The sequence below is a fragment of the Klebsiella sp. M5al genome, from assembly GCF_002090195.1.
In the GTDB taxonomy this organism is placed as follows: domain Bacteria; phylum Pseudomonadota; class Gammaproteobacteria; order Enterobacterales; family Enterobacteriaceae; genus Klebsiella; species Klebsiella grimontii.
In genome coordinates, this window is record NZ_CP020657.1 from 475,215 (window position 1) to 500,939 (window position 25,725).

27 protein-coding genes are annotated in these 25,725 nt (G+C 48.6%); 9 read left to right on the forward strand and 18 right to left on the reverse strand.

Features of this window, described 5'->3' with window-relative positions; genetic code table 11:
* Positions 1-17 precede the first annotated feature (17 nt).
* The 5 genes from BWI76_RS02310 to aspA form a co-directional block, all read right to left on the reverse strand.
* The gene (locus BWI76_RS02310; protein ID WP_004871181.1) at positions 18-593 is read right to left on the reverse strand and encodes a transcriptional regulator; all 576 of its coding nucleotides are present in this window, start codon (positions 591-593) and stop codon (positions 18-20) included.
* 35 nt (positions 594-628) lie between these two features.
* Positions 629-2,386, reverse strand: coding sequence for a protein-disulfide reductase DsbD (locus tag BWI76_RS02315; RefSeq protein ID WP_049089186.1), 1,758 nt, complete (start codon positions 2,384-2,386; stop codon positions 629-631).
* Positions 2,362-2,685, reverse strand: a complete 324-nt coding sequence (gene cutA / locus BWI76_RS02320) for a divalent cation tolerance protein CutA (protein WP_004109254.1) — start codon at positions 2,683-2,685, stop codon at positions 2,362-2,364. The genes BWI76_RS02315 and cutA overlap by 25 nt, the downstream gene beginning before the upstream one ends.
* A gap of 94 nt (positions 2,686-2,779) precedes the next feature.
* On the reverse strand, positions 2,780-4,081 hold the full coding sequence (locus BWI76_RS02325) for an anaerobic C4-dicarboxylate transporter (protein WP_004871172.1): 1,302 nt from the start codon (positions 4,079-4,081) through the stop codon (positions 2,780-2,782).
* Positions 4,082-4,199: 118 nt separating this feature from the next.
* Entirely contained in the window at positions 4,200-5,636 is a 1,437-nt protein-coding gene (gene aspA, locus BWI76_RS02330) for an aspartate ammonia-lyase (protein ID WP_004871171.1), read from the reverse strand.
* A 338-nt stretch (positions 5,637-5,974) separates the two neighbouring features.
* Between aspA and BWI76_RS02340 the strand changes: the two genes are divergently transcribed.
* The gene (locus tag BWI76_RS02340) at positions 5,975-6,451 is read left to right on the forward strand and encodes an FxsA family protein (protein WP_004097899.1); all 477 of its coding nucleotides are present in this window, start codon (positions 5,975-5,977) and stop codon (positions 6,449-6,451) included.
* Positions 6,452-6,466: 15 nt separating this feature from the next.
* On the opposite strand, the gene yjeH is transcribed toward BWI76_RS02340, so the two are convergent.
* Positions 6,467-7,726, reverse strand: coding sequence for an L-methionine/branched-chain amino acid transporter (gene yjeH / locus BWI76_RS02345; RefSeq protein ID WP_024360233.1), 1,260 nt, complete (start codon positions 7,724-7,726; stop codon positions 6,467-6,469).
* Positions 7,727-7,960: 234 nt separating this feature from the next.
* Here yjeH and BWI76_RS02350 point away from each other — a divergent pair, with 234 nt between their 5' ends.
* From BWI76_RS02350 to BWI76_RS02360, 3 genes are all read left to right on the forward strand, one after another.
* On the forward strand, positions 7,961-8,254 hold the full coding sequence (locus tag BWI76_RS02350) for a co-chaperone GroES (protein ID WP_003855929.1): 294 nt from the start codon (positions 7,961-7,963) through the stop codon (positions 8,252-8,254).
* Between the two features lie 43 nt (positions 8,255-8,297).
* Complete coding sequence (gene groL / locus BWI76_RS02355; RefSeq protein ID WP_004871165.1) at positions 8,298-9,944, forward strand: chaperonin GroEL; 1,647 nt, start codon at positions 8,298-8,300, stop codon at positions 9,942-9,944.
* A gap of 134 nt (positions 9,945-10,078) precedes the next feature.
* Positions 10,079-10,432 carry a DUF4156 domain-containing protein gene (locus BWI76_RS02360; RefSeq protein WP_004871163.1) on the forward strand — a complete coding sequence of 118 codons (354 nt, stop codon included), beginning with the start codon at positions 10,079-10,081 and terminating at the stop codon, positions 10,430-10,432.
* A gap of 86 nt (positions 10,433-10,518) precedes the next feature.
* Here BWI76_RS02360 and yjeJ read toward each other — a convergent pair whose 3' ends face one another.
* From yjeJ to BWI76_RS02400, 8 genes are all read right to left on the reverse strand, one after another.
* Positions 10,519-11,382 carry a YjeJ family protein gene (gene yjeJ, locus BWI76_RS02365; protein WP_004871160.1) on the reverse strand — a complete coding sequence of 288 codons (864 nt, stop codon included), beginning with the start codon at positions 11,380-11,382 and terminating at the stop codon, positions 10,519-10,521.
* 23 nt (positions 11,383-11,405) lie between these two features.
* Positions 11,406-13,529, reverse strand: coding sequence for a peptidase domain-containing ABC transporter (locus BWI76_RS02370; protein WP_049099393.1), 2,124 nt, complete (start codon positions 13,527-13,529; stop codon positions 11,406-11,408).
* Positions 13,522-14,808 carry an HlyD family secretion protein gene (locus BWI76_RS02375; RefSeq protein ID WP_004871156.1) on the reverse strand — a complete coding sequence of 429 codons (1,287 nt, stop codon included), beginning with the start codon at positions 14,806-14,808 and terminating at the stop codon, positions 13,522-13,524. Before BWI76_RS02375 ends, BWI76_RS02370 begins: the two co-directional genes overlap by 8 nt.
* An 83-nt stretch (positions 14,809-14,891) precedes the next feature.
* The gene (locus BWI76_RS02380) at positions 14,892-15,257 is read right to left on the reverse strand and encodes a hypothetical protein (protein ID WP_004871155.1); all 366 of its coding nucleotides are present in this window, start codon (positions 15,255-15,257) and stop codon (positions 14,892-14,894) included.
* Between the two features lie 260 nt (positions 15,258-15,517).
* Entirely contained in the window at positions 15,518-16,543 is a 1,026-nt protein-coding gene (locus tag BWI76_RS02385) for a fimbrial protein (RefSeq protein ID WP_049099395.1), read from the reverse strand.
* A gap of 17 nt (positions 16,544-16,560) precedes the next feature.
* Positions 16,561-19,104, reverse strand: coding sequence for a fimbria/pilus outer membrane usher protein (locus BWI76_RS02390; RefSeq protein ID WP_004871151.1), 2,544 nt, complete (start codon positions 19,102-19,104; stop codon positions 16,561-16,563).
* 35 nt (positions 19,105-19,139) lie between these two features.
* Positions 19,140-19,832, reverse strand: coding sequence for a molecular chaperone (locus BWI76_RS02395; RefSeq protein WP_004871149.1), 693 nt, complete (start codon positions 19,830-19,832; stop codon positions 19,140-19,142).
* Between the two features lie 59 nt (positions 19,833-19,891).
* Positions 19,892-20,452, reverse strand: coding sequence for a fimbrial protein (locus BWI76_RS02400; RefSeq protein ID WP_004871147.1), 561 nt, complete (start codon positions 20,450-20,452; stop codon positions 19,892-19,894).
* 496 nt (positions 20,453-20,948) lie between these two features.
* Here BWI76_RS02400 and BWI76_RS02405 point away from each other — a divergent pair, with 496 nt between their 5' ends.
* Positions 20,949-21,512: a transcriptional regulator gene (locus BWI76_RS02405; protein WP_024360243.1), complete on the forward strand. Its 564-nt coding sequence runs from the start codon at positions 20,949-20,951 to the stop codon at positions 21,510-21,512.
* 159 nt (positions 21,513-21,671) lie between these two features.
* Here the strand turns inward: BWI76_RS02405 and epmB are convergent, their stop codons facing one another.
* Positions 21,672-22,700: an EF-P beta-lysylation protein EpmB gene (gene epmB, locus BWI76_RS02410; RefSeq protein WP_004871143.1), complete on the reverse strand. Its 1,029-nt coding sequence runs from the start codon at positions 22,698-22,700 to the stop codon at positions 21,672-21,674.
* A 42-nt stretch (positions 22,701-22,742) separates the two neighbouring features.
* Here epmB and efp point away from each other — a divergent pair, with 42 nt between their 5' ends.
* The 4 genes from efp (at position 22,743) to sugE (ending at position 24,282) form a co-directional block, all read left to right on the forward strand.
* Positions 22,743-23,309: an elongation factor P gene (efp, locus tag BWI76_RS02415; protein ID WP_004097931.1), complete on the forward strand. Its 567-nt coding sequence runs from the start codon at positions 22,743-22,745 to the stop codon at positions 23,307-23,309.
* Between the two features lie 70 nt (positions 23,310-23,379).
* Entirely contained in the window at positions 23,380-23,514 is a 135-nt protein-coding gene (locus tag BWI76_RS02420; protein WP_004871141.1) for an entericidin A/B family lipoprotein, read from the forward strand.
* A 163-nt stretch (positions 23,515-23,677) separates the two neighbouring features.
* Positions 23,678-23,824, forward strand: coding sequence for a lipoprotein toxin entericidin B (ecnB, locus tag BWI76_RS02425; protein ID WP_004097935.1), 147 nt, complete (start codon positions 23,678-23,680; stop codon positions 23,822-23,824).
* Positions 23,825-23,964: 140 nt separating this feature from the next.
* Positions 23,965-24,282: a quaternary ammonium compound efflux SMR transporter SugE gene (gene sugE / locus BWI76_RS02430; RefSeq protein WP_004128029.1), complete on the forward strand. Its 318-nt coding sequence runs from the start codon at positions 23,965-23,967 to the stop codon at positions 24,280-24,282.
* On the opposite strand, the gene BWI76_RS02435 is transcribed toward sugE, so the two are convergent.
* The 3 genes from BWI76_RS02435 to frdC form a co-directional block, all read right to left on the reverse strand.
* Entirely contained in the window at positions 24,279-24,809 is a 531-nt protein-coding gene (locus BWI76_RS02435; RefSeq protein ID WP_004871140.1) for a lipocalin family protein, read from the reverse strand. The genes sugE and BWI76_RS02435 overlap by 4 nt on opposite strands.
* 140 nt (positions 24,810-24,949) lie before the next feature.
* Positions 24,950-25,309, reverse strand: coding sequence for a fumarate reductase subunit FrdD (gene frdD, locus BWI76_RS02440; protein ID WP_004871139.1), 360 nt, complete (start codon positions 25,307-25,309; stop codon positions 24,950-24,952).
* A gap of 10 nt (positions 25,310-25,319) precedes the next feature.
* The gene (gene frdC / locus BWI76_RS02445) at positions 25,320-25,715 is read right to left on the reverse strand and encodes a fumarate reductase subunit FrdC (protein ID WP_004871138.1); all 396 of its coding nucleotides are present in this window, start codon (positions 25,713-25,715) and stop codon (positions 25,320-25,322) included.
* Between the last annotated feature and the right edge of the window lie 10 nt (positions 25,716-25,725).

A 25,725-nucleotide genomic window follows, 5' to 3' on the forward strand; every position in this document is an offset into this window, starting at 1 on the left:
CAGTTAAGATATCGGAATCAGGTCAGGGCGCCGCCCATACGGCACTGGGCAAAACGCAAAATGTCTTCAGCCAGGCGACGCGCGGTATCGACGTCCGTCTGGCTGCGTTTGATCAGCAGTCGGCTCAGGCAGCCTTCGATGATCAGCTCCATCTGCTTCGCGACCATTGCTGGATCGTCAACTTCGAGCTGGCTAAGCAGTTCGTGGGTATAGGCCAGCGAAGCCTGCTTTTGCTGCTCGGCCAGCTGATGGATCGGATGCTGAGGGTCCGGGTAAAAAGTACAGGCGGCGATAAACAGGCAGCCGGGATAACGATGGTTGCTCACGCAGGTGGTCAGCGCGGCGTAGCGGGCCAGCAGCTTCTGCTCCGCGCTGAGCGACTCGTCCAGCAAAAGCTGGCGGCGCCAGGCATCGACCTGATGGCTGAGATAGCGAAGCGCGTCATATAACAGCGCCTCCTGGTCAGGCCAGAAACGTTTGAGGTCATTGAGCGGGTAAGCCACGCGCTCGGCGACCATTTCCAGCGTGGTGTTAGCGATACCCTCGATTTCGAGGATTTGGATGGCTTCACCCAGGACATCTTCACGTTGCACGGTCTTTTCCTCCATTTTTCCTCCTACAGTGTCGCTCACGGTTGTCGATCGCGCAAATGGGCGCTGAATGCCGCGGCATCCATAAACCCGGTGACGCGCTGCGCGGGCTGCTCCTCGCCCCGTTCGTTGAAAAACAGAATCGTGGGCAAGCCGAGCACCTGGAGGTGCTTCAGCAGCGCCGCGTCCTGCTCGCTATTCTTCGTGACATCAACCTGCAGCAGAACGGTCTCTTTCAGGGCCTGTTGAACGTCAGGTGAACTGAAGGTGTATTTCTCGAACTCTTTGCAGGCCACGCACCAGTCGGCGTACAGATCGAGCATCACCGTTTTGCCTTTCGCCTGCGCCAGCGCCTGATTGAGCTCATCGACGTTATGGATGCGGGTAAACTGGAGATGGGCCTGCTGTTGGGCGACCGGCGCATCGAAAGCCCAGTCCTGCAGTGGACGGGCGCTGACCAGCGCGGCGCCGAGCATCGCTATTTGCACGATACGCAGCCAGGGGCGCGTGCCGCCCAGTGAGGTGATAAACGCCCAGCTAAAAAAGGCGACGCCCAGCAGCGACCAAAGCCGCAGGCCCCACGGTTCGCCCACGATACGCTCCAGTAAAAAGACCGGCAGCGCGAGGATCACAAAGCCAAAGGCGGTTTTGACGTGGGCCATCCACGGGCCGCTTTTCGGCAGCAGTCGGTTACCGAATACGGTCACCAGGATCAGCGGCAGCCCCATTCCGAGCGCGTAGAGGTACAGCGTTCCGCCGCCCAGCCACAGATTACCGCTCTGGGCGATATAGAGCAGAATGGCGCTCAGCGGCGCGGTGGTGCAGGGCGAGCAGATTAATCCAGCAATTGCCCCCATGGCGAATACGCCGCCGGTTGAACCGCCCTGGCGTTTGTTGCTCATCAGCGTCAGACGCGTTTGCAGCGACGAAGGCAGCTGGAGCGTAAATAGACCAAACATCGACAGCGCCAGCAGGATAAACACCACCGACAGGCCAATCAGCACATAAGGGTGCTGCAGCGCCGCCTGGAATTGCAGGCCCGCAGCGGCAACAACCAGCCCCAGCGCGGTGTAGGTTAAGGCCATACCCTGAACGTAGATAAAGGCCAGCAGCAGCGCGCGGGCGGTGGAGAGGCGTTTTTGACCGCCCAGCACGATACCGGAAATGAGCGGATACATCGGCAGAACGCAGGGGGTAAACGCGATGCCGATACCAATCAATAGCGCCCACAGCGCGCTAAAGGGCAGATCGGCGCTTTTTTCGTCCGTAGCGGGGGGCGCAAGGTCAGCGGGTGACTCGACCGGCAGCGCCGGGCGCGTTTCCAGCGGCAGGGGCGGATTAAGCATCGGTTTTTTATCGCCGGACTGCGCCAGCGCGTTGCCGAGCGGCACGATTTTGGTTTCCGGCGGATAGCAAAAACCGGCATCCGCGCAGCCTTGCCAGGTGACGGTCAGGGTCGCGCCGGCGGCGGCGTGAGTCAGAGTGACCGGCACGGTCAGGCGCTGGCGGTAAATTTCGCTTTTACCGTAAAACTCGTCCTCATGCCATTCGCCTGCGGGCAGCGAAGGTTCGCTAAACGCCGCATCGGCGGACGTCAGCTTTATCTGTTTACGGTAAAGATAGTAACCATCCTTGATTTGCCAGGTCAGATTAAGATCGTGTTGATTCTGCTGAAAATCGAAGGCAAAAGCCTGGTCAGCAGGAACAAAGTTCGAACGGCCAGGGGCGTCGAACAGGCCGGCAATGGCCGAAGTGCTGCAAAGCAGCAGGATCAGCGTAATGATGCGTTGAGCCATGAGAGGTAATCGTTGTCTCCGTGAATAACGGGCAGAACCAGAAGTTCAGGGGTTTGATACGGGTGATGGGACTTCAGGCAGTCCAGCAGCGCCTGCTGATGGGCAAGGTCGGTTTTCAGCAGCATTTGCACTTCATACTCCTGCTCCAGTTTTCCTTCCCAGTAGTAGAGCGATGTCGCTCCCGGCAGGAGAGTGGCGCAGGCGGCGAGTTTTTCCGCCAGCGCTTTGGCCGCCAGGTCCTGGGCGGTCGCTTCATCCGGCGCGGTACAGAGTACAACAACAGCATCAGGCGTAGTCATCGTGAACCTCGTATCAGCGAAAAGAGGCACTATAGCACGCAAGGTGGGGAGGATTAACGCAACGGGCCAGGATCTGGCCCGAATTTGAAGAGATTTACAGCATGATGCCACCGAAAATAAACCCGAGGATCACGCACAGCGTAATGGCGATGACGCCGGGGATCAGGAAAGCATGGTTAAAGACGTATTTGCCGATGCGGGTTGAGCCGGTGTCGTCCATTTCGACCGCCGCCAGCAGGGTTGGGTAGGTCGGCAGAACGAAAAGGGCGGAGACGGCGGCAAACGAGGCGATGGCGGTAAGCGGGCTCACGCCCAGCATCAGCGCGGCGGGCATCAGCGCCTTGGTGGTCGCAGCCTGGGAATAAAGCAGGGTCGCGGCGAAGAAGAGCACCACCGCCAGCAGCCACGGGTAGTTGTGCAGCAGGTCGCCCGCCACGGTCTGGATATCGCTGATGTGGGCTTTGACGAACGTATCCCCCAGCCATGCGACGCCGAGAACGCAGACGCAGGCGCTCATGCCGGATTTAAAGGTGCTGGCGTTGAGGACTTCACCAGTGTCGATTTTGCAGGTAATGCTTATCAGCGTCGCGATTGTCAGCATAAATACGACGATCGCTTCGTTACGCGGCAGGACCGGGTTCTGGATCAGGCCTACGGTATCGCTAATGGCGGTGGCGTAGAACATCACCGCGATGATACCAATCAGAAACAGTAAGACCGAGCGTCTGGCGTGCGGCTTCAGTTCAAAAACCTGGCTACCGCGCAGTTTGACTTCCCCTTTTGCCAGTCGCTCCTGATAAATCGGATCGTCTTTCAGCTCGCAGCCGAGGAAGTTACAGACGATGGCGGTAAGCATGACGGCAATCAGGGTAACCGGAATACAGATCGCCAGCAGGGTCAGGTAGCTGACGCCCAGCGGCTCAAGAATGCCGGCAAAAAAGACCACCGCTGCCGAAATCGGCGAGGCGGTAATCGCAATCTGCGAAGCGACCACCGCGATGGAGAGCGGGCGCGAAGGGCGGATGCCCTGTTCTTTTGCCACTTCGGTGATCACCGGTAGGGTCGAGAACGCGGTATGCCCGGTTCCGGCAAGTACGGTCATAAACCAGGTGACCAACGGGGCGAGAAAGGTGATGTATTTGGGGTGACGCCGGAGCATTCGTTCGGCGAGACTGACCAGATAGTCCATCCCTCCGGCGACCTGCATGGCGGCGATAGCGGCGATAACCGCCATAATGATTTCAATGACGTCGAAGGGGATCGCGCCGGGTTTAATTTGAAAAACGAGAGTCAGGACGAGGACGCCCAGGCCACCGGCGAAACCGATGCCGATGCCCCCCAGTCTGGCTCCCAGATAAATAGCCAGCAGGACAATAACGAGTTCTGCACCAAACATATATGCCTTCCTTGTTTTATTAACAAGTTGATATTGGGTTGTTGTGATTTAGTAAATCAATAAGAACAAAAAAGGCATGTCATCGCTGACATGCCTGTGGTAAGTCTACTCTGAAGACCTATTGTTCGCTTTCATCGGTGTAACGCTTCGCTTTATAGGCCGGGTGCATCAGGTTCTGCGCAGAGAAGATGTCATCCAGCTCCGCTGCGGTCAGTAGCCCGCGCTCAAGCACCACGTCCCTGACGCTCTTGCCCGTTTCGGCGCAAATCTTGCCGACGATATCGCCATTGTGGTGGCCGATATACGGGTTGAGGTAGGTGACGATGCCAATCGAGTTATAGACGTAGCTTTCACATACCGCTTTGTTGGCGGTAATGCCGCTGACGCATTTTTCCAGCAGGTTGTAGCAGGCGTTGGTCAGAATATGAATAGATTCAAACATCGCCTGGCCAATCACCGGTTCCATCACGTTCAGCTGCAGCTGGCCCGCTTCGGAAGCCATGGTGACGGTGGTGTCGTTACCGATCACCTTGAAGCACACCTGGTTGACGACTTCCGGGACCACCGGGTTAACTTTGGCGGGCATGATGGAAGAGCCCGCCTGCAGTTCAGGCAGATTGATTTCGTTCAGGCCAGCGCGTGGGCCGGAAGAGAGCAGGCGCAGGTCGTTACAGATTTTGGACAGTTTTACCGCCAGGCGCTTCAGGGAACTGTGGACCATCACGTAGGCGCCGCAGTCGGAGGTCGCTTCGATCAGATCTTCTGCGGGTACAACCGGCAGGTTGCTGACTTCCGCCAGTTTTTGTACCGCTAACTGCTGATAACCATCCGGGGTGTTCAGGCGGGTGCCGATAGCGGTCGCGCCAAGGTTCACTTCCAGCAGCAGTTCCGCAGTGCGCAGAATGCATTTGGTCTCTTCGTTAAGCAGAACATTAAACGCGTGGAACTCCTGACCGAGGGTCATCGGCACCGCATCCTGTAGCTGAGTCCGACCCATTTTCAGAATGTCCTGGAACTCAACCGCCTTCTGCTGGAAGCCTTCGCTCAGCTGGTTAATCGCATCGATCAGCTTGAGGATAGAGGCGTAGACCGCGATACGGAAACCGGTCGGGTAGGCATCGTTAGTGGACTGGCATTTATTAACGTGGTCGTTAGGGTTGAGGTGCTGATATTCGCCTTTCTGGTGGCCCATCAGCTCAAGGCCGATGTTGGCCAGTACTTCGTTGGTGTTCATGTTTACGGAAGTGCCCGCGCCGCCCTGGAAGACGTCGACCGGGAACTGGTCCATGCATTTGCCGTTATTCAGGACCTCATCGCAGGCGGCGATAATGGCATTGGCAACGCTTTTGGGGATAGTTTGCAGCTCTTTGTTAGCCTGCGCAGCGGCCTTCTTCACCATCACCATTCCGCGGACAAATTCAGGGATATCGCTGATTTTGTTGTTGCTGATGTAGAAGTTTTCAATCGCTCTCAGAGTATGGACGCCGTAGTAAGCGTCAGCTGGAACTTCCCTGGTACCCAACAGGTCTTCTTCGATACGAATGTTGTTTAACATGTGAACCTTCTCTTTCAAGCTGCCTATGAATTCACCAAATACGCAGAATTTATCGGATCTAGCGCATTTTCTGGCCGCAGATTATTTCCTTAATCGGCCCGGTACCCACGATCATATGCTGATGATAGCGAATATCAGCCGCCCTGATCACTTATTATGTAGTGAATCTTATAAGAATTATTAATCTGTGAAATGGGTCACCGGTTTTCTATTGTTGAAAAAAATAAGCTTTTTTTACGATTGAAAAGTGACGTTTTGGCCCAACATCTTTTTGATGCGAATAGCACATCTATGACTACGGGCGCCGATGCGGGCGTCTGTTTATGAAGGAGACGCCGGTGCGTTGGATTCCGTTAATTGCCGTTTTTTTATACGTTTACATTGAAATCTCGATCTTTATCCAGGTCGCCCATGTGCTTGGCGTCCTGCTGACGCTGATTCTGGTGATCTTCAGCTCGGTGGTGGGGATATCGCTGGTGAAAAACCAGGGTTTTAAAAACCTTATGCTGATGCAGCAGAAGATGGCGGCGGGGGAGAGCCCGGCCGCTGAGATGATCAAAAGCGTGTCGCTGATTATCGCCGGTCTGTTGTTACTTCTGCCGGGGTTCTTTACCGATTTCCTGGGTCTGCTGCTGCTGCTGCCTCCGGTGCAGAAGCATCTGACCTTGAAGCTGATGCCGCATCTGCGTTTTAGCCGGATGCCTGGCGGCGGGTTTAGCGCCGGAACGGGCGGCGGCGATACCTTTGAAGGCGAATATCAGCGTAAAGACGACGAGCGCGACCGTCTCGATCATAAAGACGATCGCCGCGACTAACATCCTCCAGGCCGGTTACTCCGGCCTGGAATACCTCTCTGCCAGCCGGCGCTTCGGTAAAAACAGCCACAGTCCCGCCAGCATGATAAACGCGTACAGACTCTTCCAGCCAACCATCGCCAGCAGCACCAGGCACAGTACGCTGCCAAACGCCGCTAACAGACGATAACGTCCCTGAAGCAGACGGCAGCCCGCCAGCATGCACAGCAGATAGATCATGATAAAAATGCCGTTGGCGTAGACGATCAGCGCATCAAGGTTGATATTGAGCGCATAAATGCACAATGCGCTAATCACGCAGCAGCCGAGGACCGCGTTCAACGCGTTACGCGGAATTTGCCGCGGCGACAGGCGGGACAAATAGCTATCGGGTTTGTGCTGCGCCTGCGACCAGACCAGGCGGGCAAAGCTCTGAATATAAATATTGAGACTGGCGAAGCAGGCGAGATAGCCGATAACGCAGGCAATCCATAGCGCCTGGACACCGAACAGGCGTACAACGATATTGGGTAGCGACGCGGCGGCGGCCATCTCCTCGCCAAAGGCATGAAAATGCAGGACCAGCACGGTACAGGCCCAGTAGACTGAACCCGCCAGTAACAGGCCGATCATCAGCGCGCGGGGGAAATCGCGTTCCGGCTGCTTAAATTCAGAGGCCAGGTGCGCGAAGGCCTCAAGTCCGACAAAACACCAGAACATCACCGAAAGGGCAGAAAAAAGCTGCGAACTGTCGATATCAGAAGGCGGCGGGAAGGGGATCTGCGCTGGGTTTATCGCGCCGCGCCACCAGATGGCGACAATCAGGGCGACAATCAGCACGGCAACCAGCGTTTGTAGATTGGCGCTGGAGCTGGCTCCGCGAGAACCGACCCACCAGATAATCGCCAGCGTTCCCAGCTCGGCCAGCAGCAGCTGGCTGTCGTGCCAGCCAAAGAGCGCCTGACCAAAGCCGGTGGCGATATGCAGGGCAGCGGGTAACCCAACCGGGATCACCGATAAAAAGAGCCAGCCGGTGACGCGCGCCAGGCGCGGGCCAAAAGCCATATGCACAAAATGCGCTACGCCGCCTGCGCTGGGAAAGTGGCGGCCCAGCGTGGCGAAGACGATAGCGATGGGAAACACCAGTAAAATCAGTGCGGGCCAGGCCCACAGGCTGTTATCGCCGGCGACCAATGCCGCCAGCGCCGGAACGGCGAAAACGCCGGTTCCCAGTAATGATGTGGAAAGTAGCCCCACTCCTTGAGCAAGCCCCAACTCCTGTTTTAAACCACTCATGATTCAACCTTGCGCCCGGCAAAAAAGGGATGGTATCACAATCGCTTTTGCTTATGACGTCAGCTGAGGGCGGCAAATTAGTGTGCGTCTGAGCACGTGGACAAATTTTTTTTTGCTTTTCCCCTTGAAGCGGGAAAACCCCATCCCCATCTCTCAGGGCACTAGCCGGAAAACCGTGTGCGGACCGGCGTCATCCATAACTGATAATGACTTTCTCAAAGGAGAGCTATCAAAATGAGTATTCGTCCGTTACATGATCGTGTGATCGTCAAACGTAAAGAAGTTGAAACGAAGTCTGCTGGCGGCATCGTTCTGACCGGTTCTGCGGCAGCAAAATCAACTCGTGGCGAAATCATCGCTGTCGGTAAGGGCCGCATCCTGGAAAACGGAACCGTGCAGCCTCTGGACGTTAAAGTTGGTGACATCGTCATTTTCAACGATGGCTACGGCGTAAAATCCGAGAAGATCGACAATGAAGAAGTGTTGATCATGTCCGAAAGCGACATTCTGGCAATTGTTGAAGCGTAATCCGCGAACGACACTGAACATACGAATTTAAGGGAAAGATAAAATGGCAGCTAAAGACGTAAAATTCGGTAACGACGCTCGTGTGAAAATGCTGCGCGGCGTAAACGTACTGGCAGACGCAGTTAAAGTAACCCTGGGCCCGAAAGGCCGTAACGTGGTTCTTGACAAATCCTTCGGTGCGCCGACCATCACCAAAGACGGCGTGTCCGTAGCGCGTGAAATCGAGCTGGAAGACAAGTTCGAAAACATGGGCGCGCAGATGGTTAAAGAAGTTGCCTCTAAAGCGAACGACGCTGCAGGCGACGGTACTACCACCGCAACCGTACTGGCGCAGGCTATCATCGCTGAAGGCCTGAAAGCCGTCGCTGCGGGCATGAACCCGATGGATCTGAAACGTGGTATCGACAAAGCTGTCGTAGCCGCTGTTGAAGAACTGAAAACGCTGTCCGTACCGTGCTCTGACTCTAAAGCCATTGCTCAGGTTGGCACCATCTCCGCTAACTCCGACGAAACCGTAGGTAAACTGATCGCTGAAGCGATGGATAAAGTCGGTAAAGAAGGCGTGATCACCGTAGAAGACGGTACCGGTCTGGAAGACGAACTGGACGTGGTTGAAGGTATGCAGTTTGACCGCGGCTACCTGTCTCCGTACTTCATCAACAAGCCGGAAACCGGTGCTGTTGAGCTGGAAAGCCCGTTCATTCTGCTGGCTGACAAAAAAATCTCCAACATCCGCGAAATGCTGCCGGTTCTTGAAGCCGTAGCGAAAGCTGGCAAACCGCTGGTTATCATCGCTGAAGACGTTGAAGGCGAAGCGCTGGCGACCCTGGTGGTGAACACCATGCGCGGCATCGTTAAAGTGGCTGCGGTTAAAGCACCGGGCTTCGGCGACCGTCGTAAAGCTATGCTGCAGGACATCGCAACGCTGACCGGCGGTACCGTTATCTCTGAAGAGATCGGTATGGAGCTGGAAAAAGCGACTCTGGAAGACCTGGGTCAGGCGAAACGCGTTGTTATTAACAAAGACACCACCACCATCATCGATGGCGTGGGTGAAGAAGCTGCGATTCAGGGCCGCGTTACTCAGATCCGTAAGCAGATTGAAGAAGCGACTTCTGACTACGACCGTGAAAAACTGCAGGAGCGCGTGGCTAAACTGGCCGGCGGCGTTGCGGTAATCAAAGTCGGCGCGGCTACCGAAGTTGAAATGAAAGAGAAGAAAGCACGCGTTGACGACGCCCTGCACGCGACCCGTGCTGCGGTAGAAGAAGGCGTGGTTGCTGGTGGTGGCGTAGCGCTGGTTCGCGTTGCTGCTAAACTGGCTGGCCTGACCGCTCAGAACGAAGATCAGAACGTCGGTATCAAAGTTGCGCTGCGCGCAATGGAAGCACCGCTGCGTCAGATCGTTTCCAACGCTGGTGAAGAGCCATCTGTTGTTGCTAACAACGTGAAAGCGGGCGAAGGTAACTACGGTTACAACGCCGCTACCGAAGAATACGGCAACATGATCGACTTCGGTATCCTGGACCCAACTAAAGTGACTCGTTCTGCTCTGCAGTACGCAGCATCCGTTGCTGGTCTGATGATCACCACCGAGTGCATGGTCACCGACCTGCCGAAAGGCGATGCTCCTGATTTAGGTGCTGCTGGCGGTATGGGTGGCATGGGTGGTATGGGCGGCATGATGTAATCGTGCGCTATACCCCTTAGAAACAAGGAAACCCTCGGGCAGAAATGCTCGGGGGTTTTTCTTTTTGTCGTCTTTTTAGTATAAGGTTGTACATCCGGGCCAGTGCGTCCAGCTCATTGATCGTGGGGAATAACATGCAGGTAAAATATTTAGCAGGGATTGTCGGCGCAGCATTGTTGTTAGCAGGTTGCAGCTCCAGCAACGAATTGACCTCTGGCGGCCAGAACGTACGCTTTGTTGAAGATAAGCCGGGTTCTGAATGCCAGCTGTTAGGAACCGCGACCGGCACGCAGAGCAACTGGCTATCCGGGCAGAATGGGGATGAGGGCGGCTCTATGCGCGGTGCGGCAAACGCCCTGCGTAACCAGGCGGCAGCAATGGGCGGTAACGTGATTTACGGCGTCAGCAGCCCGACGCAGAATCTGCTGTCGAGCTTTGTCCCGACCGATAGCCAAATGAACGGCCAGGTTTATAAGTGCCCGAACTGATTTAACTGCGGGTTATCCCTCTCCTGATGGAGAGGGATACTTTGATAATTTATGCAAGGAGGGGATGACTTTTTCAGTAAGCGAGCTTATCCAGGTAATTTTGTATTCATTTCCCGATAGAAATGATGAAGGGCATTCAAACATTCAGGGAGAGTAAGTATTTTCCCAGGTGGGGTTGGCATTATATTACTGTATATTTCATGTGGTGAATATCCTTCGTCATTAACGTTTAATTTAGAGTGGTTATCCAGCACTCGCCTAATAATGGTATTAGTTTCTGCTGATGGATGTTGGGAATTTATTTTGACAATAGCTCCGGTCAGAATTTTCTTGCCCTGTGGTGTTTCAAAGCAGAAAAGTATAGCTAGATAGTTTTTATATAAAGTGGTTTTCCAGTCTTCTTGAATATGTTGTTGATATGAAATATTTTTTTCTTTTGATAAATCTACTGTATAAAGCATTAGGTATTTCATATCGAAGTAAATGTTCTGCATTAAATCATTTTCATTAGAATTGATTAATGCTTGTTGAATTGCAACTGAAAGTGCATCAACCTGCGTATCATCGATGTTAAATATTATGGTTTTTTTATTTTGTAAGACTGCGACAATTTTTGCTGACGCGTTTCCTGGAGCAAATGTAAGAGAAGTAATTCGTTGTCCAGAATCTGGCTCTTCAATCTCTGATATCTCAATTTCTGGGGTTTCAGCAATAATGATTTCATTAATATTATTTAATTTTTCTTTATAAGTATCACCTTCCTCAGAGATGCGCTGTGCAACTAAATTAATTCTGCTTTGTAGAATTAAGCAAAGATCTGCAAGGTGTGGAGCTTGTAAATAATAGGTTTGGCAGATGTCATTTTGCGATTTAACCTTCAAAAGAAGAGCTAAAAAATGATCTTCATGTTTAATCACTGCGGTATTAAATCCCTTTAATGTATTTTGCATTATATTCTCCTTTTTCTTTATTATTAAGCCAGCGTAAGGTTACATGATCGAGACAAATCAATGACCCGATCGGCTGAGGCAATCGTTGATGGCCTATGAGCGACAATAACTCTGGTGATGCTCAAACCAGAAATTGACTGGTTTATAATTGATTCATTTTTAAGATCAAGGTGACTGGTGGCTTCATCCATAAATAAGATGCTAGGTTTACGATAAAGAGCACGTGCAATTAAGATACGCTGCTTTTGTCCGCCTGAAATACCTAGGCCTAGCTCACCAACTATAGTTTCGTAGCCCATCGGCATTTTCATTATCTCATCATGAATGTTGCATCGGCGCGCGCATTCCATAACGAATTCTAAATCAACATTATCCTCAAAACCGCTTATATTATCGGTCAATGAGCCAGAAAAAAGACGATCTTCTTGTAAAACGCAGGCAGTACCCTGCCGATAGTTATTTAGCCCAATTTTTTGGATATCGAGATTGTCGGCCAGAACATCACCGCTTGTTGGGGAAAGTAAACCACACATAACTTTTAATAGAGTCGTCTTACCCACCCCAGATGGACCAATTAAGGCAATGGATTCTCCTGGTTCAATCGTAATATTTAGGTTAGAGAATATTGGTTGCGAAAAAGGATCATATTGATAGCAGAGATTTTTTACTTCTAACCTGGCACCCGTGTTTTCAGTAAATACGCGGCGTGATGGTAACTCCTCTTCTGGTTTGCTAAAGACGATTTCAGAAAGACGTTCATTATGCAGAGATAACATACGTAACTGCATAAATAAATCAATGAGGCTCGATGCACGTTGAGAGAATTGACCACGATAAGCGTTAAAAGCCATAAACATGCCTAGGGTCATCTCATTATCAATAACCATAATGGCTCCAAGCCATAAGACGGCAACCTGATCAATCGAAGAGATAAATGTATTAACACCACTAAACATCATATCAAAACGTGTCTGCTTAATCCCTGCGTTACAAGCATCAATATTAATATTCAGCCAGTGCTGAGAACGGCGCTCTTTTAAATTTAATGCCTTAATGGTAGAAATGCCATAAAGTGATTCCATAAAATGAGAGCTAGACCGAGCTCCTTTAACCACTTGTTCTTCCGCTACGCGACGGTAAAAATGATACGTAGAAAGGCGCATAATAGCATAGCAAGCGGTAAACCCTACTACCACCCATACTAACCAGCCGCCGTATAGTGCAAGCATGATCAAAAGACCAATAGTCATAATGGAGTCGATAATTCCACCGACAATACTATTAGTAAAAGTTGACCGAATGGTATCAAGCGATGAAAAACGAGATTGTATATCGCCTAAATGCCGCTTTTCAAAAAAACTAAGGGGTAATTTGGTCAGATGATCAAACAGGGTAGTTTTCCATTGGATGTTAGTTAACGTGTTCAACGTTAATGATGTCCAGGCTCTTAACATACTGATAAAAGTACGGAATAGAGTAAAGAAAACCAAACCAATGCATATTACCGAAAGCAAGCTTTGATCATGGGCCATGATGACATGGTCAGTAACTAATTGTGTACCAATCGGTAAAAGTAACCCGATAGCCTCTACAACAACAGAAAAGGCAAATATTTTAAGTAATACCGATTTTAACCCAACGATATTACGCATTAAGTCCAACAAACGTAAGCGTGACTTTGCTGTCTCTTGATCAAAATTTTGATCTGGCCATAACTCCAGCGCAATACCTGTAAAGTTATTCGACATCTCCTGCAATCCAATAACTCGTTTCCCTAAGGAAGGGTCATGAACAATGAAGCTGGACTTTCTGACCTTGGTCAAAACTACATAATGATTCATCCCCCAGTGAATGATACAGGGTAATTTGAGTTGTCTTATTTCGTCGAGATCCAAGGATAGTGCACGACTTTTCAACCCAGCATGTTCTGCTGTTTTACTCAGCTGCATAAGGGACGAACCTTGAGAAGGGCTACCAAAGCGTTGGCGGAAATTAAATAAATCAATGTCCAGTCCATAGTAGCCGCATACCATTGCCAGGCAGGCAATACCGCATTCAGCCGATTCAGATTGTAAAATTACCGGAATTTTTTTACGTAGCGAAAAATTAAGTTTTGTTGTAATAGTTGCAAATAGTTCTTTAGTCATTTATGGGGCCACTTACGCTTTGCGAAATTTTATAAAAAGGAGTAAACATCCACATATAAAGAGGCCGTTCTTCTAAGAAAACGACAGCCTGGGCTTTCAGACCATTTGATAACGTTAAGGTTTTACCTTTATAGTTAAATGATTTATGTTTGATTGTTACTATTGCCTTATAAAGTGCAAGCTCTTGTTGATTGGTTCCATTACTAACGTTTGTATATTCTGATAACTCCTGGCGCGATGCGGGCATAGACGATATGGAAAGAACTTTGCCTGGAAATTGTCCAAATTTATCTGCTGGAAAGGCATCATAACGAATATTAATGGTATCACCAGGTTTTATGTAAGGAATGCTATTATTTGGTAGCCATAGAATTAGATAGTATTCAACGTCACCTGTCGGTTTTATCTGGGCTAAACTACTACCATTTTCTACCATCTGTCCTTTGGTTACCGCTAAAGACTCAACTTTACCATTGGCGGTTGCTTTAATTACAACATTACCGCTGGCATTCGACTCTATCAATTGATTTTTATAATCATTTATCTGATTATATTGGTTAGAGATTTGATTATCAAAATCTGCTGCTTTTGTTACTCTGTCACTATTAATTTGAGTCACCTGAGTATCAAGCTGCATTTGCTGGCTGATTAGAGACTGATAGTTGCTTTGTTGTTGAAAATATAATGAGTGTTGATAGTTATATTGGTCTTTAGTGATAAGACCATTTTTTAGATACTTATCATAATTAGATAAGTTTTCATACATTTTACGTAAGCCTGCTTGAGTATTAGCCAGCATATGATTCGTTTCTTTTAGCGAATCCTTAACGTTTTTAATTTGTGAATCCAGGGCATTTAAAGTTTCATCTTTGTTCTTTTTTAATTTTTTTATAATATCATTGGCATTAATGATTTTTTCATTGATAGATTCTATTTGGGACTCGCTAACATTGCCGCTAGTGGTGTTTCGTGACACATCCAGTTCGTAAAGTGGCTGTCCTTTTTTAACAATTTCGCCTACTTTTACATATTGTGTAACAACAAAACCCTGCTGTGGAGAGAAAACATTTATAGAATGAGGTAGTGTGATGACCTCTCCACGAACATCTATTCGCTGAGTGAATTTACAAAAAATAATAGTGGCTACTAGCGCGATTAAGAATATCAAAGATAATAAGGTCACTAGCCATGCAGGTAACCCAGCTAATAATAGCGCCTTACCTTTCCAGTAAAATCTTTTATATTCAATCGCTTCCTTGCGATAGAGGTCGTTATGCATTGTATTGGTTTCAGTTGATATTAAGGGAAATGAAAGGCCCTGTTCAGGGCCTTTATTAGAGTGTTAATTATTAAAGTAAATAATTAAGACCATGGTACGAAAGTACCGTCCAGTACTTTGTCTACTGTAGTTTTAACATAGCTAAGCGTTTCGTCCCAGCCCACGGCTAGCGCGCCGGCCCCACATGCTACGCCGCCCCACAGCATTCCCCAGAACATACCAACCAGGTTACCGAACATACCAAACCCTAACAGACCGCCGTTTTCACCGGACTGAGTCCCCCCAATGAGCGTACCGACACCAGCGCCGACAATAGCGCCAAGAGCGGTAGAACCTATGGCTTCAACAGCGTTACACACAAGCGATTGAATCCCAGCGGAGGCGGAAGAAAAATCCCAGCTATAGCCCCCGGCGATTTCTTCCATTTCGAAGATAGTTAATTCTTTCATTTTTAGTCCTTTAATAATTAATTACAACAATTTTTACAAGCAGGCGTAATTAGCCCGGTGAAGAAGATAATTCTGAGTTTGCAGATAATCAATTAAATTATATGTGAATTAGAGCTGAATTTTTATCACATGTTATGTGAATCTGTTCAGTTTTAAGAAAAGATATTGAAAGGACGAATGAATGGGGGGAGGCTATACGAAAAAGAGAGCGACGCTCTCTTTTTCGATAGTTATTACTAATAGGGTGTTCGTATGTCGTTCTATTTTTCCTGTAAAATTATTTCGAAAATTCCTTGTACTGTGCCGGTAGATATGGTGCTAGATAAGCGATAGTAGTCAGCAGTTAATTTTACTTCCTGCGTTTTAGCCACTTTAGCAATTGAATAAGCATCATAATCATAGAATTTAATAGCAGTGCCGTCTTTTTTGATAATTAATCCGACATCTTGTGCACCACCTGAAGCAACGGGGACGGAGTTCATTAAAACTCCATTAGTTGAGGAGCTGTTTGGCGTGATGGGGTTAAACCAGTAGGTATATTTACTCCCTACTGATGAAGTTGGGCAATTAATATCCAGAATGATATCTTTTTGTTTGCCGGTTGCGTTCCCCGGGGTGACGGCATTTAGCTGACTTGCTTCAATATTAGGCAACTTTATGGTGCTTCCATTGCGCGGGGTTACCTCACAAGACGTTTCTCGGAAAGTAAATGCGCCTAGTGTTAAATTTGCACCAAGCAAGCGAGCCGTTGATGATCTGGACTGAACCTGCGTTGGTGTTCCTGCGAGATACATGACTGATATTGTTCGTGATGATGTCACATTTGTATCAATATCGTCATTTGTTTTAATTAACCAGGCTGTTAATTGTACTACTGGATTAACTGTCAGTCGGTAGGCAGAAATACTTCCCATTTTGGCAGGGATAGGGCGAATGTTACTGCCTGAAATAGCATCTGATATTTGATAACCAATACCTTTGATGCCTGTTTCATAAACTGTACCACCCTGTATTCCTTTTACGCCCGGAGCCTCTATAGCCCCCGGCGATGCCGATACGGCGTAAACATCCCCAGCCTCACAATCATAAAAAGTTTTCATATCAGCGACGCCTCCACCAACTGTTCCCACGCCTAATATTGAGCCTGCGGGTAAAGACTTATCGGATAATATTTTTGATTTAATCGAAATGCCTACCGTGGGATTTGAAGTCTTACTATATTTGCATATAGATAGCGTCGGTAGGCTGAAGCATAATAAGCTAATAAACAAAATTAGTTTTTTCATTGAAGTTCTATCCCTGTTTATCGGCAAACAGCACTAACTTGGGCTATATTTGCTGATTGATCCGCTAAATTATATGAAGCTGTGCAGTTTTGTCCCGCTTTTGTTCCCCATTGGGCATAAACATCACCAGTGTCTTTTAATCCCGACATATAAACCATGCCTCCGTCTGAAACGATACTGGCCTGCGCTTTTTTATCGAGTGCCGGAGTTACCGTGGCGCCATAAGGTACATTTTCACCTGAAGTTCGTTTCAGAATCAGGAATGCACGACGGCCGATACTCCCTTCGAAATTAGCTCTTACGATAGCGGCGCGAGTTGGCACAACTTTCTGGGTTGTGTTTGGCAACTCCATATTATCGCTAAGAGATGTGCTATCAAGAGTTACGCTAGTACGATGATAAGGTGTTACGTACGGAAGAATCGCATAACCTCGATAATCGGTCTCTACGGTTTCATCATTCTCCAAACGTACGTGGTCCAGACCCGGAGCTTTAACTAATACTGAAGTCTCTGACATTTCCTGACCTAAGGTGATTCCGTCAGCATGAACTAATGCACCGCCGCTCATACCATAGTTAACTAACTGACTATGCTTGCTATAACTGTAACCTCCGTTAACCGAACCCATAGAACCTCTATAGTTACCGTATACGCCGCCGCTCGCATCTTCTCGATTGCTATAACCCTGCTGTACGTTCCAGTCCAGTTTATCGTTCTCCAGAGCTGTACCGCTCAGGGAGACATATTGATCGGTAGAACCCGGGCTACTGTTAGTGACATTATAGGTTGCGTAGGTCTTCGGTAACCAGTCGCTTAACGGTACAGTGATATTAAAGGTAAAAACATGATCGTCCTCTGCGGTACGGCTTGAACCATTGTTGCTCCAGGAATAACGACTATAGCTATAGCCTGCATAATAGTTAAAGCGTCGGAACCCGCCGTTGTAGCCAACGTTTAATGAGTTGTTGTGGCGATTGCTATCCCAATAATCCTCAAATATACCGGATACGGAAAGGCTACCTAGCCCTGACCCCAGGCTCTGGCTGACGGTAATATTAGTTCGGTTACGTATCGAGTGAGAAGTATAACCACCGTAGCGATTGTTGTAGGTATTCATCACGTCGGTAAGTGTATTAAAGCCAGAAGTGGAATAGCGATAACCAGCGACGGTAATATTGGTGCCGGTTTCAATAATATTTTTACCGTAACGGATGCGCCAGGACTGGCCGGACGTTTTATCCGCATCTTTTTTCTTAGACCACGCTTCGGTGACGTCAGCTGAAAGTGCGCCAATATCGCCAAGGTTTTGCCCAACGCCAAATGCCAGCGCCTGATAGTTAGATGCTGCCTGAATACCGGTGTAAAACGTTGTATTGCTTAACGCGCCATAGCTGATGGTGGCCTGCGTAAAGGGTTTTTCATCAATATTGTCGTCATAGGGACGATATTGACCGCTGGTAATTTCATACTCCATCTGGCCTTCTCTGAGCATCAGCGGCAGAGAAGCGTATGGCACGACGAAGTTTTGACGGGAACCATCGGCTTCTTCTACGGTAACGTACAGGTCGCCGTTACCGCCGGTAGAGTAGAGGTCGGTTATTTCAAAGGCACCGGGAGCAACAAAAGCCTGGTAAATCTGATAACCATTCTGTTTGATAACGACACGGGCGTTAGTTCTGGCAATACCACGAACAATTGGCGCGAAACCGCGTAGGCTTTCCGGGATCATATCCTCGTCTGTCGCCAACTGGACCCCTGTAAAGGGCACGCTATCAAAAATGCTCGACAGGGATGAGCTTTCCCCCATTACCAACTTGCTCTTTAATGGAATGATGCTGCGCTGAGCATATAGATAAACGGAATCCCAATCGCTTTTTGCACCTGCTGATTTATTCCAGGTGCTAAGGTTTCGAAGTCGCCATGGCCCAATATTCAGCCCGGACTGCAGGTTAAGGTTATAATATTCGTTATTGGCCTCGTAGTCCTTGCCTGAACTGAACTGATAGTTGGTCAATAAGGCGTTAATACCGTCATCATATTCTTCCGGAGGGACAAAGCCTTGCGCAATAGTTGAGAGCGCTGCCTGGGGTATAGATATTAATAGTTGTTGAGTATTAAAGTTAAAATCGGTTTTGAAGTTCGGTATAATGTTAGTGTTCGTACAGCCGTCAGCATCCTCCTTTAGGGTTGGAAATGCCTCGGTCCTTAAGCCATAGTTCTTTAGTGTAGCAATACTTAAACATGGTACTAATTTTAAATCACCGGTAGCAGAATCTTTTTTTTCAACAAAGCGCACGTCAGTCGTTTCTTGTAAATTATTGTTTAAAACAACGTCGATGCGATACTTCCCCGGAGCCTGAGCATCCTTGGTTGCATATAGTGATAAATCCGGTATTGAAGAGGGATCGTTTTGACCCACTGATTTGATAAAGTCAGGATCAAAAAAATCGCGAGCCAAGGTATTGTTGCTAAAACCAAGGGCTAGCGCAGGTACAAGAACGAAAAATGTGCGGGACACACTAGAAAAAACATCATCCCTTTTTTTTATTAAAATAGACATACTTTTCACCCTGGCCTATCAAAAAAGGATAGAAATTAAATTGATACGGAGTAGGCAGAACCAGTGCCCCCGTTATCCGTCGCGATTTTCCACTCTACTTCAGATCCATTTGCGCCTGCTGGTAACGAAAATTCTTTTGTCGCAAAGGCATCAATATTGTTAATGAAACCGCTCAGTTCGACGCCATTAATTTTGATAGATTTAAAATAGATAAAAAATGGTGTTGTATTTTTAACCGTAATTTTGTTATTGACTTTACGCCATTCCAGTTTTTTGGCTTCCTGGTTTATTGAGAGATCTTGTAAGGATGAAGGACGATAGATCAGACGCATTCTATGGCGTACAGCCAGCTGAATTCTGTTTTTATCCGTATCCGCATCGCTAGTTGGTGGGATAGACATCACGTTAAAATAATAAACGGACTCTCTATCTTTTGGCGCATTGATGATATTGGCATTAGGAAAAATACGGACGGTATTTTTTTGCTTGGCCTCGAGACGGAACAGCGGTGGCGTAACCATAAAAAATGAGGTAGCGTTTCCTTCACGTGGTTCAACCCATGATTTGACTAAATAAGGGATGTTGTCTTTATTTTCCAGGTTGGCGCTGATTTCTCGCGTACCTTCTTTATAAAGGTGACGGGTAGAATCAACCACCACTCCACTATGGGCGACAAAGCTTGCGGAAAGAGAAATAACGGCCACTATTTTTAATAATGACTTGAACATAATTCATTCCCTGAATAATAAGAATGGGGCTTGCCGTCGATGGCAAACCCCATTGGGCATTAGTAGGAGATAGTAAAGGTAGCTACACCTTTAACAGCACCATCAGTTACACCGTTTGCAGTTTTAACATATGCTGCTTTATAACGCATATAAGACGGGGTGCCCGCGGTATAAGCGATAGTTTTTGCAGTTGTGCCAGTAAAGCTAACGCGTGAACCGTCGGTATTAACTACGGTTACAGCTGCATTCGTTGCCGGGTTAACTGCGGTATTTGTCAGGATATCATCCTGGCCGCTGATGTAGTCGCCGGTAACAGTAACGTTCAGGTTACCAGTATACGCAGAAGAGCCTTTCTGGCAGTCTTCAATTTTGTACTCGATATCTTTAGCCAGCGCCATATATGGAGTGTTGATGCCCTGGCCTTCCAGGATAGAGGCTTTTACGTCATCCAGAGTCAAAGAGCCGCCCTGGATCAGAGCTGCAGGAGTGACGTTACAGGATTCGCCAGTGTCGGTTACGTTGCCGAGGATTGTCAGTTGAGAACTGTTTCCTGCCGCGAAAGCCTGTGCGCTCAGAACTGCAGATGCAGCGACCATTACAGCTACGATTGTTTTTTTCATTTATTTAATCCATTTATAAAAGCTTAAAAATTCCTGAATAGATGCCTGGCTTGGTTATCAACTATAACTATTGTTAATAATTAACTAGTAGTTAATGGCTGACTGACCTTTATCTGCGCCTGAGCCCTATCGTTTCCTTTCGCTCGTCCTTATGCCAGTCTTCAGGCTTTATAGGCTTGAGCGACGACGAATTTAAATGGAAGGGGGGCAAAATGCATGTGAATTTTATCTAAAATTTATTTAAAACTTGAATTGTCATTAGTTCATGTTTTGTTGTCTGTTTAGTAATGGTTTAAGATGGCTAGTATAATAATGGCGCCATCGTCTCTTTGCCTAAAAATAACATGTTAATCTTGTTCATGTCGCACGGATAACGTGGTTTTTTTGTCTGCAGTCAACTAACTCCGGTTGTGAAAAGGATTTTCTGGCCTTTGACGATGAACTCTATGTTTATTTGTTGTGATTTCACATATCCAATAAAGGAAGGGATAACATTATGGTATTCAACGAATATATCATTAATAATGAAGTTATTTTTGATACAAATGTGAATAAGCTAAAACCATTAGGTGAGCACGGTGATAGCGTTGCTCTAAATGCACCTACCGCGCGTTGTCTTCAACTATTGCTGGAAAGCAATGGAAAAGTTATATCTCGTGAGGAGTTTTTAGATACAGTGTGGAAAACGAGAGGCGTTGTTGTCTCGCAAAATACGTTCTATCAAAATATTTCGCTATTAAGAAAGTCACTACTAAAAGCTGGATTATCGCAAGATATCATTGTTACTGTACGGCAGCGTGGCTTTGTTTTGGCAGCAGATTCCCACGTTGATTTTTTGTCCAGAACCGATGAAGAAGAGTCAGGAAATTTAGAAAACATACCGATAATAAGCAATGTTGCTCCTCTCATGGCGGAAAGGAAGGTGCTTGATAACCCCGCAAGGCCTCCAGAGTTACATATAAATGATAATAATAAGCAGCCAGCTTTGAGTTTGCCAGGCTGGTTTTTGCTGCTACTGGTAGCCTTAATAGCAACCAATATACTTTCTTTAATATTATGAATAAAATTAATATGTGCTTAGGCTATTCTTTTATACGTATATGTAATATTTAGCTGGGTTGATTTTTTCACGTGAAGTAATGTTGCATTTGCGTTCTGATGTCAGTCAGTGACTGCATCCTGATAGTGTCTGCCAGGCCGGGCCCGGCAGACATATTGATTAGCGCTGTTTTAAGCCCAAATCCAGCGGTGTTTTGCTCGGTTCACCACCGATTTCCCGTGCAAGTTTTGGTACTAAATAACCAGATACCATCGTGAGCAGTTCACGCATAATCTTCCTCGCCTCTTCGTCGCTGACCATAAAATGTGCTGCGCCCTGCACTCTATCCAGAACGTGAAGGTAATAAGGCATGACTCCGGCATCGAATAACGCATTGCTCAGATCGGCGAGCGTGCGCGCGTCATCGTTTACGCCGCGCAGTAGTACGCTTTGATTAAGTAAAGTGACGCCAGCTATACGCAGACTCTTCATCGCGGTACGAAACGCCGCATCTATTTCGTTAGCATGGTTGATATGGTTCACCAGCAGTACCTGCAACGATGAAGCAGAGATACGCGCAATCAGCGTATCGGTAATGCGCGCAGGAATCACAATGGGCAACCGACTGTGGATACGCAGGCGCTTAATATGCGGGATGGCTTCCAACTGCGTAAGCAGCCAGTCTAGTTCTGGGTCTTTCGCCATCAGCGGGTCACCGCCGGAAAAAATGATTTCATCCAGCTCTGGATGAGACGCAATGTACTCCATGGCCATCTGCCAGTTGCGCTTATTACCCTGGTTTTCAGCATAGGGAAAGTGGCGGCGGAAGCAATAACGACAATTAACCGCACAGCCGCCTTTAACCAGCAGTAACGCGCGGTTGCTGTATTTATGCAGTAGACCAGGCACAACGCTGTGCTGTTCTTCCAGCGGATCGGTGGTAAATCCCGGAGCATTAACAAACTCCTCCCGGGAGGTAAGTACCTGACGGAGAAGTGGATCATTGGGGTTTCCTGGTTCCATACGGGCAATAAATGCCCGCGGGACACGCAGTGCGAACAGGCGCCTGGCATCGCGTCCCGCCAATAGATTCGCATCAGCGTCTACATTTAAAAGATGCAGCAGTTCATCAGGACTGGTCACAACATCGGCAAGTTGCGTTAACCAATCTTCTCTGGATGGGGTATTTAGGGTTACAATATGCGCCATTTTGTGGCTTAGCTACCAATTAACAAAGTTTCAGAGGGCCTTATGGCGACTTACTATAGCAACGATTTTCGTGCCGGTCTTAAAATCATGATGGACGGCGAACCTTATGCAGTTGAAGCCAGTGAATTCGTTAAACCAGGTAAAGGCCAGGCTTTTGCGCGCGTTAAGCTGCGCCGCCTGCTGACGGGTACCCGTGTAGAGAAAACCTTCAAGTCTACGGATTCTGCTGAAGGCGCGGACGTTGTCGATATGAACCTGACTTACCTGTACAACGACGGTGAGTTCTGGCACTTCATGAATAACTCTACTTTCGAACAGCTGGCCGCTGACGCTAAAGCCGTTGGCGACAACGCTAAATGGCTGCTGGATCAGGCTGAATGTATTGTGACTCTGTGGAACGGTCAGCCAATCTCCGTTACGCCGCCGAACTTTGTTGAGCTGGAAATCGTTGAAACCGATCCAGGCCTGAAAGGCGATACTGCTGGTACCGGCGGTAAACCTGCAACTCTCTCCACTGGCGCCGTGGTTAAGGTTCCGCTGTTCGTACAGATCGGCGAAGTCATCAAAGTGGATACTCGCTCTGGCGAATACGTATCCCGCGTGAAGTAATTTATGCGCTGAGATGGTTGGCGCAGCGTTTCGCTGCGCCCTCTACCGAGCGTAGACGCAGGCAGGGAAGATGGCTCATAAATTAAAACTTCCGGTACTACTATTATTACTAAGCTGCGTTCTTCTGGCCGGATGCAATACGGCTCGCGGCGTCGGTGAAGATATCCAAAGTCTGGGCCATGTCATTTCTCATGCTGCCAGTTAACCTGATTTCATCAGGAAATCCTCATTCACAATTAGTTTCTCCGTTTGGCTCAATCCTTTTAACCTCTTTTTCTCTTAAAAATCGCCGCGTTTCCCTCATCCTGGACCAGTTTGTCTATGCTTATAGAGCACGATAACTAAAACTGGTTAATAAGGATGACATTATGGTAAAAAAAGCGATTGCAGCGTTCTTTACGGTTTTGGCTCTTTCCTCTGTACTGACTGCATGTAACACCACGCGCGGTGTTGGTCAGGATATTTCAGAAGGCGGCAGCGCGATTTCGGGCGCCGCGACCAAAGCTCAGCAATAGACCATAGCGGTACGGCCGCTGGTCGTACCGTTCTTCCTCACCTTAGTCACGTCGTGTATAATTCATGTGAAATATCATCTACCTTACGGGACGACCTGTAAGCGTTTCACATCTGGGGACGGCCCCATCAAAGGAGCCATATGTCCTGGTTAGTTCTGTTTATCGCTGGTCTGCTGGAAGTCGTCTGGGCAGTCGGTCTGAAATATACCCACGGTTTTAGCCGCCTGGTGCCAAGCGTAATAACGATTGCCGCCATGGTCATCAGCATGGCGCTGTTGTCATGGGCGATGAAAACGTTGCCCGTAGGGACGGCTTACGCCGTTTGGACCGGAATAGGCGCGGTCGGCGCAGCTGTGACGGGTATTATCCTGCTGGGCGAATCCGCCAGTCCGATGCGCATTGCCAGCCTGGCGTGCATTGTGATTGGCATCATTGGCCTGAAAATGAGCGCGCATTAATACTGCTGATTGACCCATAGCAGTTTGCTCACGTCGAATCCTTGCCGGGTAGCGATATCCAGCATCTGCTGCTTCACTTCCGGCGGGATTTTCGGCGTACGCGCCAGTAGCCAGAGATAGTCGCGATCGGGTCCACAAACCAGCGCGTAGCGATAATCCTTATCCAGCGCTATCACGTTATAGCCGCCATAGAAGGGGCCGAAAAATGAGACCTTCAGCGCGGCGCGAGTGGGTTCCCCGGTAAAATAAGCTACGCCATCGGTTTTTTGCCACATACCCCGATCGGGGTTGTAGCCTTTATTTACCACGTTCAGCCCGCCATCATCGCGCAGGCTATACGTTGCGGTGACTTTTTCCAGGCCGCTTTCAAAACGGTGATCGAAGCGGGCAATCTCATACCAGGTACCAAGATAGCGTTGAGCGTCGAAGGGGCTAACCACGGTTACGCCAGGAGGCGGTGCCAGCGTAGTACAGGCTACAAGCAGAAATGAAGCGGCAACAACCGCAATAACGGGTAGCAGACGCATAATTTTTTCCTTGCCAGTTTTAAGCTAAGTGTAGAGTCAGGCAGGAAAAATGCGGCAGAATTTTCTTGAGAAGCGAGCCCGGTAACAGAATGCTACCGGGCTTATTGCAGCTGAGGTAAAAGCCGCGTACGGCTATCCGTTTAGATGAACAATATGCCGACGAGGGTGACGACGGTCAGAATCGCCGCGAGTCCATAGAAGACCCACTTACCGTTGGGTACGTGAATTTTCAAATCGTGCATCGCATGGTGAATACGGTGAAGCCCGCACCATAGCGGCAGAACAATCATCAGGAAAATGAATGCACGGCCAATAAAACTATGGGCAAAAGCCAGTACGCGTTCATAGCTGAATGCGTCAGCAGGCGCGAGGCCCAGCGGCAGCATAATACCTACCAGCAGCACAATGACGGGGGCGATAATCGCTCCCCACATGCCGCCAGCGCCAAACAGCCCCCAGAATACCGGCTCATCCGAACGTTTTGGATTGGGATTAATCATTCCAGCCTCCTTACCAGAACAGCGCGACAAACAGGATCACCACGGTGACGACCGCAGTGACGACCCAAAGCCCTTTAATAATTGGCTCTGGCCCCATTTTCTCGCCTTTAAGGATAATATTGGCGGCTTTCGGCGCCAGCTCAAACCAGGTTTTGGTATGCAGCAGCGCGGCTGCAAGCGTGATCAGGTTCAGGATCACGACAATCGGGTTTTGCAGGAAACCGATATAGCCCGCCCAGCTCTCCGCGCCATGCTTCAGTGCGAACAGCCCGTAAATCAGCACGATGCTGAACCAGACCGTGGGTACCGCCGTTCCTTCACGCAGCATATAGAAGCGATAAAACGGCAGCTTTTTCCACCAGGTGGACGGCATCGGCCGCACGTAGGGTTTGCGTTTAGTCGTCATACAGCACTCC

Coding starts and splice junctions, on each gene's coding strand:
- BWI76_RS02370 (WP_049099393.1), bottom strand. CDS start 13,529: ATGACTAAAGAACTATTTGCAACTATTACAACAAAACTTAATTTTTCG.
- sugE (WP_004128029.1), top strand. CDS start 23,965: ATGTCCTGGTTAGTTCTGTTTATCGCTGGTCTGCTGGAAGTCGTCTGG.
- efp (WP_004097931.1), top strand. CDS start 22,743: ATGGCGACTTACTATAGCAACGATTTTCGTGCCGGTCTTAAAATCATG.
- BWI76_RS02350 (WP_003855929.1), top strand. CDS start 7,961: ATGAGTATTCGTCCGTTACATGATCGTGTGATCGTCAAACGTAAAGAA.
- BWI76_RS02435 (WP_004871140.1), bottom strand. CDS start 24,809: ATGCGTCTGCTACCCGTTATTGCGGTTGTTGCCGCTTCATTTCTGCTT.
- frdC (WP_004871138.1), bottom strand. CDS start 25,715: ATGACGACTAAACGCAAACCCTACGTGCGGCCGATGCCGTCCACCTGG.
- BWI76_RS02420 (WP_004871141.1), top strand. CDS start 23,380: ATGGCTCATAAATTAAAACTTCCGGTACTACTATTATTACTAAGCTGC.
- groL (WP_004871165.1), top strand. CDS start 8,298: ATGGCAGCTAAAGACGTAAAATTCGGTAACGACGCTCGTGTGAAAATG.
- BWI76_RS02380 (WP_004871155.1), bottom strand. CDS start 15,257: ATGAAAGAATTAACTATCTTCGAAATGGAAGAAATCGCCGGGGGCTAT.
- BWI76_RS02385 (WP_049099395.1), bottom strand. CDS start 16,543: ATGAAAAAACTAATTTTGTTTATTAGCTTATTATGCTTCAGCCTACCG.
- ecnB (WP_004097935.1), top strand. CDS start 23,678: ATGGTAAAAAAAGCGATTGCAGCGTTCTTTACGGTTTTGGCTCTTTCC.
- BWI76_RS02325 (WP_004871172.1), bottom strand. CDS start 4,081: ATGTTTGGTGCAGAACTCGTTATTGTCCTGCTGGCTATTTATCTGGGA.
- epmB (WP_004871143.1), bottom strand. CDS start 22,700: ATGGCGCATATTGTAACCCTAAATACCCCATCCAGAGAAGATTGGTTA.
- BWI76_RS02400 (WP_004871147.1), bottom strand. CDS start 20,452: ATGAAAAAAACAATCGTAGCTGTAATGGTCGCTGCATCTGCAGTTCTG.
- BWI76_RS02360 (WP_004871163.1), top strand. CDS start 10,079: ATGCAGGTAAAATATTTAGCAGGGATTGTCGGCGCAGCATTGTTGTTA.
- frdD (WP_004871139.1), bottom strand. CDS start 25,309: ATGATTAATCCCAATCCAAAACGTTCGGATGAGCCGGTATTCTGGGGG.
- BWI76_RS02375 (WP_004871156.1), bottom strand. CDS start 14,808: ATGCATAACGACCTCTATCGCAAGGAAGCGATTGAATATAAAAGATTT.
- BWI76_RS02405 (WP_024360243.1), top strand. CDS start 20,949: ATGGTATTCAACGAATATATCATTAATAATGAAGTTATTTTTGATACA.
- BWI76_RS02315 (WP_049089186.1), bottom strand. CDS start 2,386: ATGGCTCAACGCATCATTACGCTGATCCTGCTGCTTTGCAGCACTTCG.
- BWI76_RS02395 (WP_004871149.1), bottom strand. CDS start 19,832: ATGTTCAAGTCATTATTAAAAATAGTGGCCGTTATTTCTCTTTCCGCA.
- BWI76_RS02390 (WP_004871151.1), bottom strand. CDS start 19,104: ATGTCTATTTTAATAAAAAAAAGGGATGATGTTTTTTCTAGTGTGTCC.
- aspA (WP_004871171.1), bottom strand. CDS start 5,636: ATGTTAAACAACATTCGTATCGAAGAAGACCTGTTGGGTACCAGGGAA.
- cutA (WP_004109254.1), bottom strand. CDS start 2,685: ATGACTACGCCTGATGCTGTTGTTGTACTCTGTACCGCGCCGGATGAA.
- yjeJ (WP_004871160.1), bottom strand. CDS start 11,382: ATGCAAAATACATTAAAGGGATTTAATACCGCAGTGATTAAACATGAA.
- yjeH (WP_024360233.1), bottom strand. CDS start 7,726: ATGAGTGGTTTAAAACAGGAGTTGGGGCTTGCTCAAGGAGTGGGGCTA.